This window comes from Enterovibrio norvegicus FF-33, assembly GCF_000286835.2.
GTDB lineage: Bacteria > Pseudomonadota > Gammaproteobacteria > Enterobacterales > Vibrionaceae > Enterovibrio > Enterovibrio norvegicus_A.
The window spans coordinates 2,310,388-2,331,720 of the sequence record NZ_AJYD02000038.1 but is presented as its reverse complement, the minus strand read 5'-3'; the positions used below and the strand labels follow the sequence as shown (position 1 = coordinate 2,331,720).

The window sequence follows — 21,333 nt, the reverse complement described above, 5'->3', positions numbered from 1 at the left end:
CGATGAAGTACTTATTAATCCGCATATTTGCCCTCGTTTCGTTATTAAGTGCGACAGTTACTTGGGCTGCCCCAGTTTGGCTTGATGTCGATTGGAATATTGTCAGTTCTGAGCCTGAAGCTAGCTATTATCTTGCTGAACCTATGGTTGAAAGTGATGGTGTATGGCCCGTCTCCGTCTATTTTCAAGGTGGTGAAATACTCAATTTCAAAGGCACCTTGAATAGCGCTGATATCTCTACAGGGAAATCGGTGGGTGACTATGAGATCTATCGTGAAAATGGAAACCTACTGACAACGGGTAGCCGCAATGACAAGGGGCAGTACGAAGGGTTAACCCGTTTGTATGACGAAAACGGCGTGCTAATTGAAGAAGCTGATTTTCTTGCGGGTAAAAGGCACGGAATAAATAGAAGTTTCTATCCAGATGGTAGCGTTGAAGAAGAGTATACGAATCGTAATGGCATCAAAGAGGGAGAGAACATCCATTACTTCGCAGATGGAACGGTGTCACACCGCTTTCACTTTGTGGATGGGAAATCCGATGGCGTTCAATGGTATTACTACCCGAGTGGAGCCATTCGTTACAAGGTCCACTACAAGATGGATAAAGTGCATGGCGAATACACTAGCTACTATAAAAACGGCCAACTTTCGCATCAGCTCCCGTATGTAAATGACAAGCAAGAAGGGGTGGGTTATTCCTACAACGAAAAGGGGTTCGTGTACTTAGAAACGCCATATAGAAAGGGGCAGAAGCATGGTGTTGTTCGTGGCTGGTATGTAGAAGGCAAATTGCGCTATGAAGAAAACTACGTTGCGGGAAAACAACACGGTGCGGTGACTCACTATTATGAATCGGGCAACCTAGAGCGCGTTAACCACCTCGTTAAAGGAAAACAGCGCGGTACTCAGCGCTTTTATTTCGATCAAACTGATGCTCTGCAAGAAGAGTCCATCATAAACGATCATGGCGATGTCACGTCCAAACTTCGATTCAACAAAGATGGTGACATCAACTATGAATATGTGGCTTCTTACCCCAACCAAAGAGAAATCAGCGATGAGAAGAAATATCGCGACGGTGTGCTGATTTCGCGTATTCAAACCAATGCTCAGAAGAAGTGGGAGTTGGAAGAGCGCTTCGACAACAATGGCCAGCTAACTCGTCGCTCGGAAGAGGTTAACGGTAAACGAAACAAGGCTTTTATCCAATTGGATGTCTACACAAACAACATAGAAACGACCCATTACCAACATGGGGTGCGCCATGGCAAGCGCCTTGTTGTTTCGTCAACGGGTGAACCAGTAGAAAGCGGCACTTACCATCAGGGTAAGAAAAGCGGTGTTTGGGTTATGCACTTCGATGGCACCGTACGCACTGAGAACTACAACCGCAAAGGCCAATTACATGGCGAACTGACCCAGGTGAACGCGAGTGGTCAGCAAACCACGTCGGAGCATTACCTCAATGGCAAACGTCATGGCTTGACCGAAAACTATAACAACCAAGGCATGTTACTCGCTAAGGGGAACTATGTTGGTGGTCAAAGAGACGGCCAATGGCAACATCAAGAAGACTATGAGTACGATGTTGTGCTTTGGTCAGGCGAATATCAACAGGGCAATAAAATCGGAAAGTGGTTTGCGCAATCAGCGGCGGGTTATGAATTGGGTCGCCAGCAGTTTGATACTCAAGGTCGTAAGCATGGAACATTCTACTACTTTGGCGAAAGCGGCGATGTAAAACGCGTTGAGCGTTATGTCGATGGTGAGCTGGATGGCGATGTCGACACTTATGGAACCGATGGCCATATTTACCAGACGCAACGTTATGACATGGGTAAATATGTGCGGAGCGATGACGAAGACGACTCGTCGTCATTCCTGTTTCGTGACGACAAGTAACCATAGACATAGCACGTGCAATATCTTGGCATCCCAAAGGGTGCCATTTTCAACGTGAAGCCCATTTAGTCAAAAGCATAAACGAGGGATTGATGCGCTTTTTTACTCTAATTTCACTCATGATTTTATCATTGAGCATGATTTCACCCGCTTTTGCAGAACGAGTATTACTTGATGCCAATTTAAAGGCAGTGACGGGTGATAAGAAGGCGACGTACTACATGACGGAGTCACTGATAGAGAAGGAAGGAAAGTGGCCTGCGGTGGTCTATTTTATTGACGACGACACTGTTTATTTTAAAGGTGGCTTCAATGGAATAGAACCTGCGAAAGCAAACATCGTAGGAGACTATGAGTTCTTTACATGGCAAGGGGTCATTAAATCTAGGGGACATAAAAATAGTGAAGGCAAAGAACACGGATTGAAGCAGACATACTCTTCTGGCGATTTGAAAAAAGAACAACACTATGTGAACGGTGTTTTGAATGGGACGCAAAAGGTCTTTTATTCAAATGGTCATGTGTCTGAAGAATTTGAAATGCTGGATGGAATGCAAACCGGTGAAAGCCTTACCTATCGATATAACGGTTCAATCTCGATGCTTAAAACATGGCTTGATGGAGAGATGCATGGGCCAATGTTTAGCTATTACGAAAATGGCAATATTGACTATGAGATGAACTTTCAACACGGTAAGCGTCATGGTAAATACCGAGCATATTACTTTGACGGTCAGCTCAAGAGTGAAGGGCAATCTGCGTTTAGTCAGTATGAAGGTGTGTTTAATCGGTACGACAAAGCCGGGAACAAAATTCAACAGCAAAACTACAAGAAAAATGTAGAGCATGGCGTGACGCTGAATTGGCATGCCAACGGCCAATTGTCTTCTAAGCAACACTTTGTCGCTGGTGAACTACACGGCGCTTCCACTGAATATGACGAAGCCGGAAATACCGCTAAGATCTTCAATTATGCTAATGGCAAAGAAGTGGGTGAGCAGCGTGTGTTTCACAAGCAAAGCGATATGGTCGAGGTCATTTATGAATATAACGATGACAGCCGTTTAATCGCGAAAAAGGAATTTAACAAGCAAGGTGAGAAACTCTTCGACCTTTCTGTGAGCTTCAATGAAAACCACGAACGCATCAGTGATGAATTTCGATATCGACATGGTGTTGTCATTTCAAGGCGTCAAGAAGATGAAAGCAAGGCTTGGAAGCAAACTGAATTTTTTGACGAAGGTGAGTTAACCCATCGCACAGAAACCATTGATGGCGAATACCACAACCTCTACTTCACTCAGTTAGTGGATCATAAAGCGAGGAAGCAACACTATAAACACGGTGTTCCTCATGGCAAGTTTTCGGTGACGCAGTTTGGCGAAATCATCGAACAGGGTGAATATTTTGAGGGCGCGAAATACGGTTATTGGGAGCATGATTGGGATGGTAAGCGCGTCTTTAATTATAACAAGAAGGGCGAATACCATGGTGAAGTTAAAAAATACTACCGATTGGGTGGGGTAGATCGATTGGACACCTATGCCAACGGTATTCAACATGGCCCCTCAGAGTCATACATGGAAGACGGAACGCTTTGGTCGAAAGGCAACTTTGTGGACGGCAAGGAAGAGGGTAAATGGCAAACCATTATTCCTCGAAAGAGTAAGACAGCAATGTGGACGGGTTTTTATCGCTCAGGTGAGAAAGTGGGTATGTGGACAGGACAATATCCTGATGGGACTGATGCTGGCGAAGTGATGTTTGATAAATGACATCTGGTTTTCTTTGAAGCCTTAATAGGGCTTAACAAATTCTTGTGTGTTTGAAGCCCTCCAGTCTCGTGACCACCCAACTTAAACTCACCCGTACTGGTGGTTAGGTCAAAGGATGTATTGGCTTCAAGCCCAAACGACTCAAGTATGCGAATACCAGATAGTCCTCAATCAACCCATTTTTCACATCTAAGGACGTAGAGAAAACAGCTGAGTATTCACTGCCATCTAATCTCACATGGTCCACGGCACCAAAACAACTGATACGAGTAGGATCCGTATGATCAGAACCTTGAAACATAATGTCATCGAGCGTGTGTTTCATGGATTCTATGCTGGAAAAAAACTGACTATTTCCCGCCAAAAATCTTCGCTATGTTAGTCACTTCTGGGTAGTGACCCAGAACGCCACTATTTACCAGCACAAGTAAGGGTGCTCCTAGATTTCATCATCGCAAAATTGGGTAACGGGCCTGCACATTAGGATAACTTTCAGTCCAATAGCGTCAAACGAAACAGCGGTAAGATAACAGGATAGAAAGCGACCTAAAACGACACAGCATAAAATGAAAGACAACTACTTGGCTTCGCTTTCAACGCGTTCAATCTCTTTCCAAAGCTCTTCTGCTTCTGCGGTTATAAAAGCATAAGCATGCATATCGCCGTTACGCTGTGCTTGCATGGCGCGTTCTAAGGTTGCGTTGTAGCGCGTGCGTAGTTTCTTTGTTGGGTCTTTCTTGAATAGTGAAAACATAGGTACACCTTTCAATTACGTCATAACAGTGGCTACGTTTGCCAACGGTTACAAGATCACCATAAGATCAGTGTAGTCATGATATGCATCGCAATACGACGGTTTGATGAACGCAGCTGCTCAATATGGTAACGATGGTAAATGACATTTATCTTCGATAAATCGTGTTTTTCATCGTGACTTGGGTGTTTTAAACGACTAAATGCGCTTCATTGTTGTTGGTTCTTTACTTCTTTCGTCTGTCCCACTATTGTGCCTCAATCACTGTCGCCCCAAGTGAAAAGCATGTTTGCGGGGTTATTCACGTACGAAGGTGGAATGAAGATACCGACAAGATTATTGCCATTGGTTGAGGATGGCATGGTTGATGAAGTGATTTCTCAGCTAATGAGTGGCAAAGAAGCTGACGTTTTTGTTGTTTCAAGCAACGGAAACATTTGCTGCGCCAAGGTGTATAAAGAGATCGATCAGCGTAGCTTCAAGAAAGCCGCCGCGTATCGTGAAGGACGCAAAGTCCGTGATAGTCGTCGAGAGAGGGCGATGTCTAAAGGCTCTAAATTTGGCCGAGAAGAAGCAGAAAAAGTGTGGCAAAACGCCGAAGTGGATGCGCTGTATGCGCTGTCCGCAGCAGGTGTTCGTGTTCCTACGCCGTACGGTTGTGTTGACGGCGTGCTATTGATGGAACTGGTCACTGATGACCAAGGCAGCGTGGCACCACGCTTGAATGATGTCACCTTAACGAAAGAGCAAGCGTTGAGGGATCACGGTACCGTGATCCAAGATGTTGTTCGTATGCTTTGTGAAGGCATTATTCATGGTGATTTATCGGAATTTAATGTGCTGGTTGATCATCTTGGGCCTGTCATTATTGACTTGCCACAAGCGGTCGACGCATCAGCAAACAACAATGCTAAATGGATGCTAGAACGTGATGTGAATAACATGACGAACTATTATGGCCAATATGCGCCTGAGCTTATCGGTACGCAATATGCGAAAGAGATGTGGGCTTTGTATGAAGCTGGCGATCTCACGCCAAATACTGAGTTAACGGGTGTATATGAAGACGATGGCGAGGATGCTGACGTTGATGGTTTGATGGCCGAAATTAATGCTGTGATGGAAGAAGCGAGATTACGAAAAGAGCGTCGGCTGGAAGCGGAATCTGACCAAGAGTAATCTTTTTCTTCTCTGTTCTGAATATATAAAAGACCAGCTTTCGTGCTGGTCTTTTTTTGTGCTATTCAAAGCATGCCCTCGAAAACAATTTCTTTGCCTCCCGCCAATTTATCCTTGTTTGTTCCTTGTCTAGCCGTTGGTTACATTGATTGCGTCAGTTTGGTTATTTAAATAAATAAAAAGGATCACTATGAGTCAGGACAGCCGCGGTCTTAACTATTCAGGTTGCGACCAACAAGGAGTCGCATTATTCGAAGAAGCGTTCGCATGGATTTTAGATTATCAGCCGAATGCCATGCCTAAGATAGACGCGATATTGGCGCGCTACCCAGATTTTGTCATGGCGTGGGTTTTCAAAGGATATAGCATTGCGAGTGAAGGCCGACATAGCGCGTTTAGCGGCATTCTCCCGATATTGGGCGAATTAAAACGGCTTTCGCGTGTTGCGAACGAGAGGGAGTTATTACATATCACCGCACTTTCACATTACCAAAAAGGACAAGTGAAAGAGGCAGTTGATGTGTGGTCTGACATTCTCAATCAGTGGCCGCTGGATTTAGTGGCGTTTAGACAGTCGACAGGCAACTTATTTTGGTTTGGAGAAGGACAGCGCTTGGTGGATACAGCGGCTAAGATCTCTCCGGCTTGGACAGAACAGACGTCAGGCTATGGCTATTTTGCAGGGGCATTTGGTTTCGCACTTGAAGAAGTGGGCCAGTATGACTTAGCTGAAAAATACGCACGAAAAGCGGTTGATCTTAATCCTTCCGATCTATGGGCCATACACGCAATGGCACATGTGTTTGAAATGAATGCTCGAACCGATGAAGGCATTGAGTGGATCACATCACGAGCGGAACAACTTCACCAACATAATGCGTTTGTAGGCCATGTTTGGTGGCACTTGGCCTTGTTTGAGCTTGAACTGGGACGGGTCGAAAACGTGCTGTCACTGTTCGATGAAAACATCTATCCCGAAGCATCAAATTTCTATCTCAGTGTGCAAAATGGCGCGTCACTTCTCAAGCGGTTGGAGTTTATTGGCGTCGATGTTGGTGATCGCTGGGAGCGCTTATACGAAGGTGTGAAAGAAGATATAGGCGATTACGTTTATCTGTTTACCGAACTGCACTCAGCGATGATCTTGGCTCGCAATGAAAAGCATGATGCCATTAAACAGTTGAATGACTCACTGAAAAGTGAGCGTCCTCTTCGATATAGCTATGAAGGTAACCTGGCCATTCAGTTGATTGCTGGCATTGAATCTTATGAAAAAGGAGAGTTTAAGCCGGCTGTTACTTCCATCAAACCGATACGTTATCGTTTGTCTGCGCTTGGGGGGAGCCATGCCCAGCAGGATATTATTGGGCAGTACCTGATTCATTCTGAACACTTACTAAAGCACCATTCTGCTGTAGCAGGACTGATGAAAGAGCGAGTATCCAAAAGAACACGTTGGGATTTGTCGACGGCTCGCTTTTTGGACAAAAACCAAGAAATAGATCGAATGTTAACGTCAGATAACAAGGAAGAAGCGTTTAAGGCATTACTTAGGAAAGTGATTTAAGGCGGACTAAGATCAAGCGCACAATCACTCAAGCACGTTAGACGAAAACAATGGATTAAGGTCAAAACATGGCAGTAACGGTTAATTTTCATAGCGACTTACTTTGCTTCTGGGGCTGGGTGGGGCAAGACTACAACGATAAGATCATGCACCTTTGGAGTCCTTCACAAGTTAACTGGGAGCACCATTGTTTGTCTTTATACGCCAACGTGCCTCAAAGAATGAGTACCATCGCGCCTGGTGATAGCGGTTATCTGAAATATGCTGAGATAACGGAAAGGGTTACCAGCCGTTTTGAAGGACTAGACGTTAATCCTGATTTGTGGCGCAAAGTTCGACCTTCCAGTTCTTTGATGCCTCATCAGGCCATCAAGGCCGTGAAGTTTGCGGCAGGAAATGATGAAGCGATTGAATTGGAGCGAGCGTTGCGCAAAGCCCTATTCCGTGATGCTAGGGATATTAGCCATTTTGGAGTATTGAAAGACATTCTGGAAGAGAACCACGTGGCAACGTCGGACGTGATGGAGTGCTTGTATAGTGGTCGAGCACTTGCCGATGTCTACGGCGATATCAAGACCGGAGAAGCAGAAAAAGTGCCGGGAAGCCCTGCCTGGGTCTTTGATCAGGGGAGATACCGATTTTTTGGCCAAGTTGATGTGGATTCACTGGCTTTTGCAATTAACTGTCTAGTGCAACGAGAGATGCGGTAGTTTGGCAGATAATTGTATTGGGCATGGCACTAACATCCCTTACCAAGCCCAATTTTCTTATTGTTAATCAGCACGCGCGTTTAGCGTGCTGTAACCCGCCCAAACTCTGGTCGCTGTTGTTACCCAACAGAGTGCACCAAACGTCCAAGCAATTTCCGCAAAATAGCTCGGGAACAGACAAAATAGAACTAAACACGCAATGGTTTCTGTGCCTTCAGTGAGCCCACCAATGTAATAAAGTGATTTGCTTTTATAAACGGGGTTTTCGATGTTTCGCTTGCTCGCCATGATGGCAAACGCCAGAAAGCTCGAACCTGTCCCCATAAACGAAAACACAAGAAAGGTGGCGGCGACGGCGTTTTGTTCAGGGTTTGCCAAGGCGAATGCAAACGGGATCATGGAATAAAACAGAAAATCGAGCGTGATATCAAGAAACCCGCCTGCATCGGTAATGCCTTGCCGACGAGCAAGTGCACCATCGAGCCCATCAAATATCCGGTTTAGTACAATAAACAAAAGCCCTAACCAATAATGCTCCATCGCAATAGCGGGGAGTGCAAGCATGCCGATCAGAAAGCCGGATACGGTCACCTGATTGGCGGTTAGGCCAATCTTGTCAGGCAGCTTGGCGGCTTGTTTGAGAGGCCAGCGAATAAGGGTAATGGCATAACGATCAAGCATGTTTTTGCTCCGGTCTAAGGACGCCAACGCGAGGGGATGATGTAGACGGTGCGTTTTCAGGCGCAACGGGCCAATTCAACAATGTGCTTTCCACGGGGACATCATCTTCATCGTGCGTCACCATCACGGCCGCGATGTTTCTGTTCTTGATTTGTTTAAACACGAAGGCGCGAAATGATTTTCGAAGCGGTTTGTCGAGTTTGCTGAAAGGCTCATCCAACAGGATCACTTTTGGGTGTGATAGTAGAGTACGCATTAGGCTGATTCTCGCGCGTTGACCGCCGGAAATCTGATCGGGCGCTTTGTAGGCAATATCTCCCAGTTCGATTTCTTCTAGCGTTGCGAGGGCGCGTTCTTTTTTCTCTGTGGCGCTCATGGTATCGGGTAAACCGAACGCCAAGTTCTGCCACACGCTAAGGTGCGGGAAAAGCAGATCATCTTGAAACAGAATACCGACGGCACGCTTTTCTGCGGGCAATGCCAAAATGCTTTTATCGTTAACACGAATATCGCCCTGACAACTGAATTCAGGCGAAAGATGACCGGCAACGGCGCTGAGTAGCGTTGATTTACCGCACCCACTTGGGCCCATGATCGAGAGAATGTCGCCGTTCTCGACGTCAAAAGACATGGCTTGAAGCAATGTGGATTGCTTAGATTTTATAGTCAGGTTTTGTACGGACAAACTCATTCATTGTGTCTCTTGTTTGTTCTTGCTTTGCAAGGCGACGACGAGGGTCGGCGAATCGGCTGGCAGCGAGTGCAAGGCCAAAAAATACCAGAGGTAGAAAGGCTTGGATTAAGCCATATACCGCGCTGATGCGGCGGTCTTGTCCACTGGCGAGGCTAACGGCCTCTGTGGTTAATGTGGTGATACGTCCTGCACCTAACAGTTGCGTCGGCAAATATTGGGAGAAACTGACGCTAAGACCGACGGCCCATGCTAGTAAAATGGCAGGCAGTACAATGGGTAGCTTCACTGCCCACCACGCTTTTGTGGCACTGTGACCTAAGCTTCTCGCCGTTTGTGTCAGACGTTGATCGAAAGAACGCCATGGGCCATCTAACGCTAAGTACACATACGGAAATGCAAAGAGAATATGTGCCCAAATAGTCGCGGGGACATGCCATTGCCCTGGCAACATATAAATCGCTATCTGAATACCGAACAGTATTGACAGTTGCGGGATCAGCATGGGAATGGCGATCACCAACTGCGGCACTGATTGATGGTATTTGTCTCGATACTCCAAACACCCTACTGCAAAAATCAGCGCGACGGTGGCAGAGACTAAGCCAAGGATCAGGCTGTTTGCCGCGAGTTCTAATAAGTTCGACGATTCTTGTTCCCAAAAGCGCGTGCTAAGACGTGTCGGCCAACTATCCGGAAAGCGCCAGCGCAATGCAAAAGACCACACCAACAAAATAGGGATCATCAAAAAGGGCAGTACCGCGACCAGCTTGAACAAATGTTTACCGGGAAGATGAAACATTTTGCTGCCGCTAAATTGCCAGTTTTGCCAGCCGCAAATCAATATGAACTCTAGCAGTCGATATATCGACAGTGTGCCAAAGCACAATATAAACAGCGTAATCGCCCCTGCGGCTGCGCGGGGGAGTTCTAGTAGGTCAGGGTCATTGAACCACTGCCACACCAACACAGCGAACGTAGACGGTGAAGAAGGGCCAAGGATCATGGCAACATCAACCACCGACAAGCCGTAAGCCAGCACGGCGTAGATCGGGAAGCGCATTTTGGGTAGCCATTGAGGCAATACCACTTTTAGCCACGCTGCGCTTCGGTTGTAGCCTAAGCTTTGCGACGCCGCGAGTAAGCGATCAACCTGCATTTGGCGTAGTACCGACAAGCTCATTAACAGCAAGAAGGGCGTCTCTTTTATCGCAAGGGCTATCACTAGCCCAATACCGTTGCTGTCTTGCACCAAGGACCATGTGTAGGGCGTTGTTTCTTGCGTAAACAGTGCGAAGAAACGAAATAACCAACCAGAAGGGGCGAAGGTGAGGGCAAAGCCAATGGCAAAAGCGACGTGGGGCATGGCAAGCAGAGGCGAGAGCCATTTTTCTATTCGGCTCCATCCTGATGTTCCCCAGCAACGCTGCAATATCAGAAAGGTAATCAGTACCGCTAACAAGGTAGCGGTTACGCCTGTAAAAAGCGTGAGTTGCAGGGCTTTTCCGCTACCCGGCCAAGCCATCATGGCATACCAGCCATCAAGATTGGGTTCGGTTAACCCTAAAACGGGAAGGTAGCTGGTGGCAGAAAGCAACACGCCACCCAGCCCCGGAATTAAGGGTAAACAACACACTGTCAGCGTCATCAGATACAGCAGACGTAACATGTCTACCCCTTACCAATTGATAATGTTTGGTACATTATCGTTACTGGCCGTAACGCTCAAGCCATGCTTTTTCTAGCGCGACTTGCCAGCTTGGGTGCGGTTCAGGCTGAGACTTGAACAGTGGCTTGCTGCCAACGCTGGTTAGCGAAACAACAGCTGGATCGCCCCAGATGTCACTGTTCGCTTTGCGAGACTGTGCTTCTTCACTCATCAAGAAGTTAATCGCAACCAGTGCGCCTTCTTTGGCATTGGCATTCCATGGAATACCCATAAAGTGAATGTTCGACAGTGCGCCGCTATCAAAGGCAAAGGTTTTTGCTGATGGCGCGAGGGTACCGTTTTTAACCGCCGTCTCTGCCGCGTTCGGGTTGAAGGTAATGGCTAACAGTAATTCACCATCATCAAGCAATTGCATGGTTTCTGTGCTGCCAGCAGGGAATTGTTTGCCATTTCTCCACGCAACCGTATGTAACTCATTCAAATACGCCCAAAGTGGCGCTGTGATGTTGCTAAACTGGGCTTCATCAACCGGTTGATAAAGCGGTGTTGTGTCAGTGGCTAACTCAAGCAGCGCGGCTTTTAAAAAGCTTGTACCGTGGAATTGCGGTGGCTTCGGGTAGGAGACTTTGCCAGGGTTAGCTTTCGCCAAACTGAGCATTTCCACAAATGATGTTGGTGGGTTTGCCAGTGTTTTCTCATCATGAATAAACACTAATTGACCCACACCCCATGGTGCTTCAAGGCCTTCTGTGGGTTCTGTGAAGTCTTCTTTTACAGGAAGCGATTTATCGACAATTCGCCAATTAGGAAGCTGCTCTGTAAACGGTCCAAACAATAGACCGTTTGCTTTCATAGATTTGAAGTTCTCACCGTTGATCCAAACCATATCGACACTGCCGCCTTCGGTTTTACCTGCGGCCTTCTCAGCCACTAAACGGTTAACGGTTTCTGCAATGTCGGACACTTTAACGTGCTGAATAGTGACACCGTAACGGCTTTCAAGCTCTTCATTTGCCCAGCGTAGGTAGGCATTGATTTCTTGGCTGCCACCCCACGCATTAAAGTAAACCGTTTGCCCCTTGGCATCTTTCTCAATCTGTTCCCAGTTAGACGGGTCAGCAGCCATGCTGACCGAACTAAAAGCGAGCGCACATGCAGTGACGATTGATGTGAAGTTCATTGTGCTTAATCTTCCTTTTTGATTGGTTGTGAGCCATTGTTTTTTGACTCATTACGCATCCAAGCGTGAAATTTCTCTACCCAAACAAGCAAACCCTGCGGCGCATTGTTTTGCTTCCAAACACCTGCCGTGTATTTCGTCGCTTCACTCATGGTTGGATAGGGGTGAACCGTACCAAGAATTTTATTCAAACCGAGGCCATGCCGCATCGCAAGGGTAAATTCTGCGAGCAAGTCCCCAGCATGTGAGCCGACAATGGTCGCGCCGAGAATCTTGTCTTTGCCTTTGGGGGTGATGACCTTAATAAAACCATGGTCTTCACCATCAGCAATGGCGCGATCCAAATCGTCAATGCCGTAGTGGGCAATCTCGTAGTCAATCCCTTGGGCAATGGCTTCTTTTTCATTAATACCAACACGTGCCACTTCGGGGGCGGTGTAGGTGGCGGCTGGCATGACAGAGTAATCGGCCTTAAATTTCTTAAAGTCACCGAACAGAGCATTCACTGCGGCATACCATGCTTGGTGACCCGCAGCGTGAGTCAGCTGGAATGGGCCTGCAACATCACCCACCGCAAAAATGTTGGGGTAATTGGTTTGCAGATAATCATTCACCTTGACGGTACCGCGCTCGGTAAGTTCAACACCGATGTCTTCAAGGCCAAAGCCTTTGGTATTTGCAACGCGACCAAGAGCGAGCATAACATGATCAAATTCAACGACGACTTCTTCTCCGTTCTTATCAAGATAAGCACGTTGCGTGTCGCCATCTTTCTCAAAGCGGGTCGCTTTGTGCCCAAGAAGAATATTTACACCATCTTCCGTTAGACCTTTAACGACTAACGCTGCGGCGTCCGCGTCTTCACGAATAAGCAGTTGGTCAGCCATTTCTACCAAGGTGACGTTCGAACCAAGGCGAGAGAAACTCTGCGCAAGTTCTGCGCCGATAGGGCCACCGCCGAGTACCAAGAGTTTCTTAGGCAGCTCTTGTAGCTCCCACACGTTGTCAGAGGTCAAATAGTTCACCTCTTGTAGGCCAGGGATGCCTGGAACGAGAGGACGAGCACCGGTTGCGATAACAATGTTCCTTGTGGTCAAGCGTTCTCCGTTTACCTCTACTTCCCACGGAGAGAGGATTTTCGCTTCACCTTGAATACATTCCACACCAAGCTTTGAATAACGCTCTACGGAGTCATGAGGCTCGATATCAGCGATCACTTGATGTACTCGACCCATCACTTGTTTGAAATCGACCGTCGGCTCACCCGCATTCACCCCAAACTCTTTGGCGCGGTTGATTTCGTGCACAGAGTGTCCCGCGCGGATCAGGGCTTTGGATGGGACACAACCCGTGTTTAAACAGTCACCGCCCATTTTGTGTTTTTCAATCAAGGTGACTTTGGCTTTCACTGCCGCGCCGATATAGGTCGTGACCAAACCGCCAGCACCCGCGCCAATGGCAATCAGGTTTCGGTCAAAGGTGACGGGCTTTTGCCATTTCGCGTACACACGGCGTTTTTGGATAAAGTTCATAATGACCTTTGCAATAATTGGGAATAAACCGAGCAGCACTAACGACAGCAACACACCGGGAGACACAATGCCGCTCAATGAATCAATTTGTGCCAATTGCGTACCGGCGTTGATGTAAACCGCTGTACCCGGCAACATGCCGATTTGGCTCACAACGTAAAACGTTAGCGTGCGGATTGGCGTTAAGCCCATCAGCAGGTTGATAATGAAAAACGGAAAGACAGGAATTAAACGAAGTGTCAGCAAGTAGAAAGGACCATCATTTTTGATGCCTTCGTTAATGGTCGAAAGCTTGTTGCCAAACTTGTTTTGAATAGAGTCTTTCAATAAGAAACGGCTTACCAAAAACGCGAGTGTTGCGCCAATCGAGCTGGCGAAAGAAACCAGCAGTAATGCCCACCAAAACCCAAACAAAGCCGCACCGAGTAGTGTTGCGATTGCGGCACCGGGCAGAGAAAGGGCAGTCATGGTGATATACACCAGGAAGTAAACCAAACTGGCTGTGAGGAAATTCTGTGAAATGGAGTCTTTCAATGCTTCATGCTGAGCTTTGGCATTGTCGAGTGTAAAAAGTGCACCCAGATCAAAAGCAAACCAAGTTACAAATATGGCAGCAATGACAAAAATAATGCTCAACTTCTGTTTGTTCATTTGAAATCCTTTCGTAATAACGTTGTTCAACACCGTCAGGAATGTTCGTACCCTGTGAAATTAGTCACTGTGTTAACTATGGCAAAAGTTTAAAACTGGATTAAGAAAAAACGTATTATCTCAATGAATTAATACAATTATTTACCGACTCTGTGACCCGGCAAGCTTCTTGCGAAAATCGACAACACGTGACACACAAGTGTCCGGCCGTTCCGTAATTTTGCTTGGTGATAAAGACCTGAGGGCAGAGAAATTAATTACATGCTTCATCAAATTTTTCGATGCTAAGGGCATTTTTAGGTTGCTCGGCCAGAAGGGAGTGTACGGTAATTTGATGAATATTAATGATTTAACTTTAGGAATGGGCATGGCGATAACGAATGCATGTTGGTGGAATTTTCGAGTTGTAGCGGTGATTTATTGTTGATTTAAAGAATGGCCGTCACGACAGTCTGAAAGGCGCAGTCGTAGGCGTGGAGAAACCATAAACTAGAGGCAGTACTTAGAATACTGAACAATAAGCAAAGACAAAGGAACAATGGCTAGGGTAGTTGCACCACCGATATGGTAGTTCTTGTGCCAATATCGCTGCGCGAAACTGTTCATTTTTAAACCCCATATAACAACCGTCGCGTTAATGCCAAAGAAGACAATGACCAAAATCGTTAAAAATGAAGGGGCAAACATACCCTGTTCAAGGGCTGCATAAAACGAGATCGGCAATAAAAAGCAAAAAAACACTGCCCATTTGAATCGTCTAGGCCATTTGCGAAAATGGTCTCGAAATATTCTGTCAATTTGATCGGGAAACGGCTTGCTGTAATGCATCTCGTTGTTGCCATTCTTCTATCTTGTCTTTTTGGCTTAGTTCAAATTTCGAACAATTGATAATCAACTGAGTGCATTGTGTGTCCCTATTGTGACATATGTCACATTAATGGTTTTATTGAGGTTTTTTGGCGGTTTAATACAGATCTGAAGAAATGAGAGTGTTTTTGACTGAAAACATAGCTTGTCCCGCAGCCAATAAGCAATGGAACATGATGTTATTTTCGGTTTAGTGAACCTTATTGTCGTAAAAATGAAGTAGGAAGTGTCATGTTTTGACTGTGAATACAGTATGGAGTGCGATTAGGTTGGCGTTGATAGGGTACGAGTGACAATTAAAACTGAGAAAATGGATATCTAGACCAGTCAGAACAATCTCAAAAAGGAGTGTTGTACTGACTGGATGAAAGCTGGGTTTGAGGCGTTACTGGTGCAAGGTTTGCAAAAGTTCGTCACGGCGTTGAGGCGTAATCACTGACCAGTGTTTACCTTCTATCGCGCCTTCCAGTGCCCAAAGTAGCTCAAGGCTAAGCGTATCTTGGTGTGATTTCTGCAAAGCTCGATAAGCTTTCACGGCGCCCTGTGTTTGCAACTGTTCGACAGAATCGATACCTGCTTTTTTTAGCATTCGCTCTGTGGCGAGTCGCAAGTTTGGCAGATCTTTGATACGCGTTGGCGCCGCCGTCTTTTTTTCTTGCTGATCGTCTCTGGCAATGGTGAGTGATGTCGTGGCATAGGCCATTAACTCGTCAGATTTTACCCACCAATTTTCAGGCACAGCATAGTATTTAGTCACAACAGGGAAGCCGCGTTTTTTGTAGACGTAAGGGCTCATCGCCAGATGTTTGAATTCAGCTTCATTCGTTTGACCAGCACGAAGGTGAAGCTGATCATTAACAACCAGTGCGAACATTGTCTCATCGCAAAATACACCAAACCCACCAAACATAGAGCGGGATTTGATTTTGCCAAGACATTCGAAGAACTTCAGTGTGTTTTTTAGCGTTGGTTTATCCATGTGACTAATTCTCAATCAATACGTTCCTGGATGAATGGTCAAGGAGCAACGTAGCAAAGCTAATTCAGAGAATTGTCAACGAACCAGAAATATCCGGTATGTGAATGCTAACGTCATCGGTAGCTCCGCTACCACCAACACATAAAATCAGTGTTGTGAGGCCGGAAGCTTTGCGTCCCACGCTTTCGCGATGGTTTGCCTTTTTCTTGACGGGTTTTAGCTTAACTGAATCGCATCATTTTGTCGTTATTGCTGGTCTCATAAAGTGTGATCTTGGTTCAGATAGAATCTTATTGATGTGATTGATAATATCCGGTTGTCTTTGTAATTGAAGTATTTTTGACCAAGATGACTACTTTATATCTGGGTTTAAGGGTAGCACTAGAAAACTAGGCAATTTACCCTTTAAGAGGTGAGTCGCAATAATGAGGTTGAGTCAGTCGGAAAACTTGCCAGTTAATAAAAAAGCCCAACCAAAAAAAGTGGTCGGGCTTTTAGAGAAGTACCGCGAGAGCGTGTATTTTACTCGGCGTTAAGATTTTTCACCGAACTGCGAATGATGAGCTCTGGTTGCATAACAAAAATCTGCTGTTCGTTCTCTTTATTGGCGAGACGTTCCAATAACAGTTTGATTGCAGTTTTACCCAGTCGATTTTTCGGCTGATGAATTGTCGTTAACGGTGGTGAGAAAAATGCGGCTAGATCAATGTTATCGTAGCCAATAACAGAAATGTCGTTAGGAATGTCTAACCCGGCCTGACGGAAGGTACTGATTGCTGCCAGTGCCATGATGTCATTAAAGCAAAAAACAGCCGTTGGGCGGTCTTCTTGGGCCAATAATGCTTTTGCCGCTTCAACTGCGGAGTCACACTCAAAATCGGCTTCTACAATCCAGTTCGGATTTTCTTCAATGCCAGCTTCTGCCAACGCAGTTCTAAAGCCTGCCAAGCGCGTCTGACAGGTGAGTTTATCTAGCTGACCTGAAATACAGCCGATTTTGGTATGGCCGTTGTCAACAAAGTATTTGGTCGCGATATAGCCACCGAGTTCGGCATTGTCTTGAATGCAGTCGGTGTTGACATGTTGCGTGCCCCAATCCATCACAACCATCGGCAGATCTTTCTTTTTCTCTAATAGAATAAGAAGTTCTTCATTCAAGTCGGAGCACATCACCAACAGGCCATCTACGCGTTTTTCTGCCAACATGCGCAGGTAGTCGCGTTGCTTCGCTAAGTTACCTTCGGTGTTACACAAGATAAGCGTGTAGCCTTCTTTGTAGCAGTATTCTTCTACCCCATGTACAACTTCCGCAAAGAACGGATTGGTAGATTTGGTGACCAGCATGCCAATCGTGCGCGTTGAGTTACATTTCAAGCTGCGCGCAACTGCACTCGGTGCATAGTTTAAGTCGTCGACTGCGGCCCATACTTTCTTGGTTGTGTTTTCTGCGACAAAGCGTGTTTTATTGATCACGTGTGAAACGGTTGTCGTAGATACACCAGCCATGCGTGCGACATCTTTAATTGTTGCCATTGGGTAATCTTCTTATCGTTTTCATTAGCAGCTTGAGAAATAGTGGCTGCTCAACATGTTTACGCCGCTATGCTAAGCGGCGTAATGGATTCGTTCTTTCTATAGGCGGAGAGACGGACTCTCATCCCCTTGTCGTCGAGGTTTCATCGACACTGCCAGCAACTTGCTTTCCATCAAGTGTGGGAGAAGGGGGGAACGCTGCGGCGGCACTATGACGAGGCGTTTGTAATGTTACAGAAATTTCTCAATGCCAATCGCTTGCGTTCACAGTTTACTGACTCATGACCGCGCCCGCAATTATTCAATTGAAGCGACTCGCGTAAGCTTGATGCGTATCAAGCTTGCGAAATAGCGGGTTTTTTCTGTTTTCCAAGCTCAAAAAAAGAAAAAACCGGGCTTGCCCGGCTTCATTTATCATAACCAAACACTTCAAGATGCTTGTTTAGCGAGAATTTGTTTGGGTATAGATAGGCACCTTTTTATTCGCCTTTAAGGAACAAAAGATCCAGTGTGATAAATGCAGTGAGCAATGCACCCGCGGCTTTATAAAAACCGAATTGATCAAACTGGTTTAGCGATTTTTGGAAACTACCTAGCCACGGCATGACCATGGTTTCCAAAAATACTTGCTGTTCTTGCATCATGTATTCTTGTTGGTCTTCTTCGGTTTCTTTGTTGGCAAGAATGACCAAGTTCCCTATGAAATCAAGCACAACCGCAAGATGGTCAAACGGTTCATTGAAATCTTTACGTTGAGCAATGCCGTACTTTTCCATCCATTGACCCATCTCTTGCGCGGGCTTATCGTTCAACAGACCGGTTTCACCAATATAAATAGACGCATAAGGCAATGCGCCTGTTTTTGGTGTACTGAGGAATAAACCACAGAAATCAGCGGCTAGCTCGAGTTGTGCATCTTCGCGGAGCTTTAGCGCGGCAAGCGCGTTGCGAAATTCAACGATCGGTGCTTTCAATTCCTCGGTCATGGCTAACGCGGAAAAATAGTTATCCATGTTGCTGCCGTGGTAATTATTCAAATCATCTTGCGTTAATTCACTGGCGAAAAGGGAAGACATCCACCAGTAAAATTCTGCACGTTGTTCGTTAATGGCAATAAATTCTTGCATTGTCATTCCGTTAGTTGAAAAAAAGCACTTTAAGTCTATCTAACATAGAGCAAAAAAGGGCAGCTAAGCTGCCCTTTTCTTCATACTGTCTCTTATGCGATATCCATCGCCGGGAACAGTGGGTTAACGCCGTCAACGTTGATTGGGCCGCTGAAGCCTGTTACTGCAGGTGCTTCACCAGTGTACTTCTCAATCTCAACCAGTGCTGTATGCGCAGAGGTTGCTTGCGCTAACTTAGAGGTGCCGATGTCTACAGTCAGTACGTTTGGATCGCCGTAAGTACAAAGTGTACCCGGCTTGCCGCCTTCAAGTGGCGCATACCAAGCACCTTCTTCAATACGACATACGCCAGCTTTATAGTCGTCAGTCACGACTGCGCCCGCAAGGACCTGACCACGTTCGTTGAATACACGAACCACATCACCAGAAACAATGCCACGTGCTTTTGCGTCAGCAGCGTTGATGTAGCAAGGCTCACGACCCGCGACTGCGTAAGTGTCACGGAACGCGTCTGACGAACACAATTGCGAGTGCAGACGGTAGTTAGGGTGACAGCTTTGCATGTGCAGCGGGTAGCTTTTTGACTTAGGACCGCCATGGCTACGCTCAACTTTTTCGAACCACATAGGGTGACCCTGACAGTCGTCGTAACCCATGTCTGCGATTGTCTTACAGTAGATTTCTATCAAACCTGATGCTGTGCCCAGTGGCTCAAGATCAGGTTCATTGCGGAATGCTTGGTGACGAACCCACTCGGTACCTTGAGGGAAGGCAATAAATTGTTCTTCTTCCCAGAATTTAACGAAGTTTGGCATGCGAACGCCAATACCACGGCCTTGCAGACGTGCACCGTTATAGATCTCTTCGATCCATTCCATTTTGGTTTTGCCACCGGTGAACGCTTCTTCGCGATCAAAACGGGTGCACAGCTCGCGGAAGATATCGAAATCGTCTTTCGCTTCAAACATTGGCTCTACGATTTGTTTCATCGCAATAATGCCTTTGTTCGAGTGGTTACCGAATGACTCGATGTCGTTACGCTCGTAAGTTGTCGTTGCAGGCAGAACGATATCAGCAAAACGGCAGCTCGCAGTCCACTGATGGTCAATAGACACGTAGGTTTCCAAGTTACGCCATGCCTTGATCATTCGGTTACGATCTTGGTGCTGGTGGAACAGGTTACTACCACAAGAAATGGCCATCTTGATGTGCGGGAATTTGACTTTTTGACCATTGAAATCAATGGTATCGCCTGGGTTTTCAAGGCAGTCAACAATGCGCGCAATCGGGATGAAACTTGAGTAACCGTTGTAGCTACCGTTGTGGATAGGTTCAACGCCTGTTACTGAGTTGAAGCCAGACATTAGCGGGCCAGCTGAAGTCACGGTACCTGCATCGTTATAGTGCCAGCCGAAACCGAAACCACCACCAGGTAGACCAATTTGTCCCAGCATTGCCGACACAACGACGATCATCCATGCATATTGCTCACCGTGCTGCATACGCTGCAAACACCAACCCGCCATGATCTGTGTACGACCACTTGCCATGATGCGAGCGAGTTCGCGGATTTCATCAGCTTGAATGCCACAGATTTTCTCTGCCCATTCTGGGGTTTTCGCCACGCCGTCTTTCTCACCCAATAGGTAAGGCAGGAACTTGTCGAAACCTGTGGTGTAGTCAGCCAAGAACTGCTCATCGTGCAGCTTCTCGGTATACAGGGTGTGCGCTATTGCTAACATCAGAGGCACGTCAGTTTGTGGGTTAACCGCAATCTGCTTGCCACCGAAGTACTTGTATGAAGAGGTTTTCACAGGGTCAACGTGGATAACGTTGATTTCGCCTGCTTTCACTTTTTCAGCCAGTTGCTGGTAGTAACCGTATACGCTGTGGTCTGGGATCTGCCAGCCAACTTGCAGGTTCTTCACCGGGTCGTTGCCCCAGATCACGATAGTTTTCGCGTTTTCCAGAACGACAGGCCACGATGTTTGCTGCTCGTAAACTTCCATTGCGCCAGCAACGTAAGGTAGAACAACTTGCGCCGAACCCGTTGAGTAGTCACCCATTTTCGCTAAGAAGGTGCCATGCAGGCCAATACCACGGTGCATCATGGTGCCCGCAACGTTCAGTTTACCGACTGATTGCCAGCCAGTATTACCCGCGTACAGTGCGCTAGGGCCATAGGTGTTCTGAACACGCTCAAGCTCATGATGGAAGAAATCAAGAGCCTGAGACCATGGCACACGGACGAAACGGTTGTCACCGCGTTGTGTCGTGTCTGATTTCCAGCCGTGCTTCAGCCAATCGATGCGTACCATTGGGTACTTCACGCGAGAAGGGTTATAGACCACTTCGCGAACCGCGTTAAGCATTGCGGTTGGGTGTGGGTCGTGCTCAAACGGCACGGTGTCAATCCAAATGCCGTTTTCTACTTTGGCGCGGAATGCACCCCAGTGAGAACCGTGTATCACGTCGCCAGTGAACGTGGTTTTTACGTCAGTTGCGGCCATTGCTGAACGCGGTGCTAATAG

Annotated in this window: 15 protein-coding genes and 1 riboswitch; of the genes, 5 read left to right on the top strand and 10 right to left on the bottom strand. The window is 46.6% G+C overall.

Annotated elements, in window-relative coordinates; all coding sequences use genetic code 11:
* Nucleotides 1–2 precede the first annotated feature (2 nt).
* Together A1OO_RS18420 and A1OO_RS18415 are read left to right on the top strand one after the other, a co-directional pair.
* Nucleotides 3–1,907: a toxin-antitoxin system YwqK family antitoxin gene (locus A1OO_RS18420; RefSeq protein ID WP_017004015.1), complete on the top strand. Its 1,905-nt coding sequence runs from the start codon at nt 3–5 to the stop codon at nt 1,905–1,907.
* A gap of 92 nt (nt 1,908–1,999) precedes the next feature.
* Nucleotides 2,000–3,682 carry a toxin-antitoxin system YwqK family antitoxin gene (locus A1OO_RS18415; RefSeq protein ID WP_017004014.1) on the top strand — a complete coding sequence of 561 codons (1,683 nt, stop codon included), beginning with the start codon at nt 2,000–2,002 and terminating at the stop codon, nt 3,680–3,682.
* A gap of 577 nt (nt 3,683–4,259) precedes the next feature.
* On the opposite strand, the gene A1OO_RS23365 is transcribed toward A1OO_RS18415, so the two are convergent.
* The gene (locus A1OO_RS23365) at nt 4,260–4,436 is read right to left on the bottom strand and encodes a DUF6435 family protein (RefSeq protein ID WP_017004013.1); all 177 of its coding nucleotides are present in this window, start codon (nt 4,434–4,436) and stop codon (nt 4,260–4,262) included.
* Between the two features lie 318 nt (nt 4,437–4,754).
* On the opposite strand from A1OO_RS23365, the gene A1OO_RS18405 reads away from it, so the two are divergent.
* From A1OO_RS18405 to A1OO_RS18395, 3 genes are all read left to right on the top strand, one after another.
* Complete coding sequence (locus A1OO_RS18405; protein WP_026023945.1) at nt 4,755–5,615, top strand: PA4780 family RIO1-like protein kinase; 861 nt, start codon at nt 4,755–4,757, stop codon at nt 5,613–5,615.
* A 190-nt stretch (nt 5,616–5,805) separates the two neighbouring features.
* Nucleotides 5,806–7,182 carry a tetratricopeptide repeat protein gene (locus tag A1OO_RS18400; RefSeq protein WP_017004011.1) on the top strand — a complete coding sequence of 459 codons (1,377 nt, stop codon included), beginning with the start codon at nt 5,806–5,808 and terminating at the stop codon, nt 7,180–7,182.
* 68 nt (nt 7,183–7,250) lie between these two features.
* Nucleotides 7,251–7,892 (top strand): DsbA family oxidoreductase, encoded by a 642-nt coding sequence (locus A1OO_RS18395; protein WP_017004010.1) that lies wholly within the window; start codon nt 7,251–7,253, stop codon nt 7,890–7,892.
* A 63-nt stretch (nt 7,893–7,955) separates the two neighbouring features.
* Here the strand turns inward: A1OO_RS18395 and A1OO_RS18390 are convergent, their stop codons facing one another.
* The 9 genes from A1OO_RS18390 to torA all read right to left on the bottom strand — a co-directional run.
* On the bottom strand, nt 7,956–8,573 hold the full coding sequence (locus tag A1OO_RS18390; protein ID WP_016962052.1) for a CDP-alcohol phosphatidyltransferase family protein: 618 nt from the start codon (nt 8,571–8,573) through the stop codon (nt 7,956–7,958).
* The gene (locus A1OO_RS18385) at nt 8,566–9,264 is read right to left on the bottom strand and encodes an ATP-binding cassette domain-containing protein (RefSeq protein ID WP_017004009.1); all 699 of its coding nucleotides are present in this window, start codon (nt 9,262–9,264) and stop codon (nt 8,566–8,568) included. Before A1OO_RS18385 ends, A1OO_RS18390 begins: the two co-directional genes overlap by 8 nt.
* A complete protein-coding gene (locus tag A1OO_RS18380; protein WP_017004008.1) occupies nt 9,227–10,933 on the bottom strand; it encodes an ABC transporter permease in 1,707 nt (568 codons plus the stop codon). The genes A1OO_RS18385 and A1OO_RS18380 overlap by 38 nt, the downstream gene beginning before the upstream one ends.
* Nucleotides 10,934–10,973: 40 nt before the next feature.
* Nucleotides 10,974–12,113 carry an ABC transporter substrate-binding protein gene (locus A1OO_RS18375; RefSeq protein ID WP_017004007.1) on the bottom strand — a complete coding sequence of 380 codons (1,140 nt, stop codon included), beginning with the start codon at nt 12,111–12,113 and terminating at the stop codon, nt 10,974–10,976.
* Nucleotides 12,114–12,118: 5 nt separating this feature from the next.
* Nucleotides 12,119–14,296 (bottom strand): dihydrolipoyl dehydrogenase, encoded by a 2,178-nt coding sequence (gene lpdA / locus A1OO_RS18370; protein WP_017004006.1) that lies wholly within the window; start codon nt 14,294–14,296, stop codon nt 12,119–12,121.
* A gap of 1,252 nt (nt 14,297–15,548) precedes the next feature.
* Nucleotides 15,549–16,142 (bottom strand): TfoX/Sxy family DNA transformation protein, encoded by a 594-nt coding sequence (locus A1OO_RS18360; RefSeq protein ID WP_017004004.1) that lies wholly within the window; start codon nt 16,140–16,142, stop codon nt 15,549–15,551.
* A gap of 115 nt (nt 16,143–16,257) precedes the next feature.
* Nucleotides 16,258–16,352, bottom strand: a riboswitch (cyclic di-GMP riboswitch).
* A gap of 312 nt (nt 16,353–16,664) precedes the next feature.
* The gene (purR, locus tag A1OO_RS18355) at nt 16,665–17,675 is read right to left on the bottom strand and encodes an HTH-type transcriptional repressor PurR (protein ID WP_016962059.1); all 1,011 of its coding nucleotides are present in this window, start codon (nt 17,673–17,675) and stop codon (nt 16,665–16,667) included.
* A gap of 479 nt (nt 17,676–18,154) precedes the next feature.
* Entirely contained in the window at nt 18,155–18,802 is a 648-nt protein-coding gene (torD, locus tag A1OO_RS18350; RefSeq protein ID WP_017004003.1) for a molecular chaperone TorD, read from the bottom strand.
* 92 nt (nt 18,803–18,894) lie between these two features.
* On the bottom strand, nt 18,895–21,333 hold a 2,439-nt coding region (torA, locus tag A1OO_RS18345), incomplete at its 5' end, for a trimethylamine-N-oxide reductase TorA (protein ID WP_017004002.1).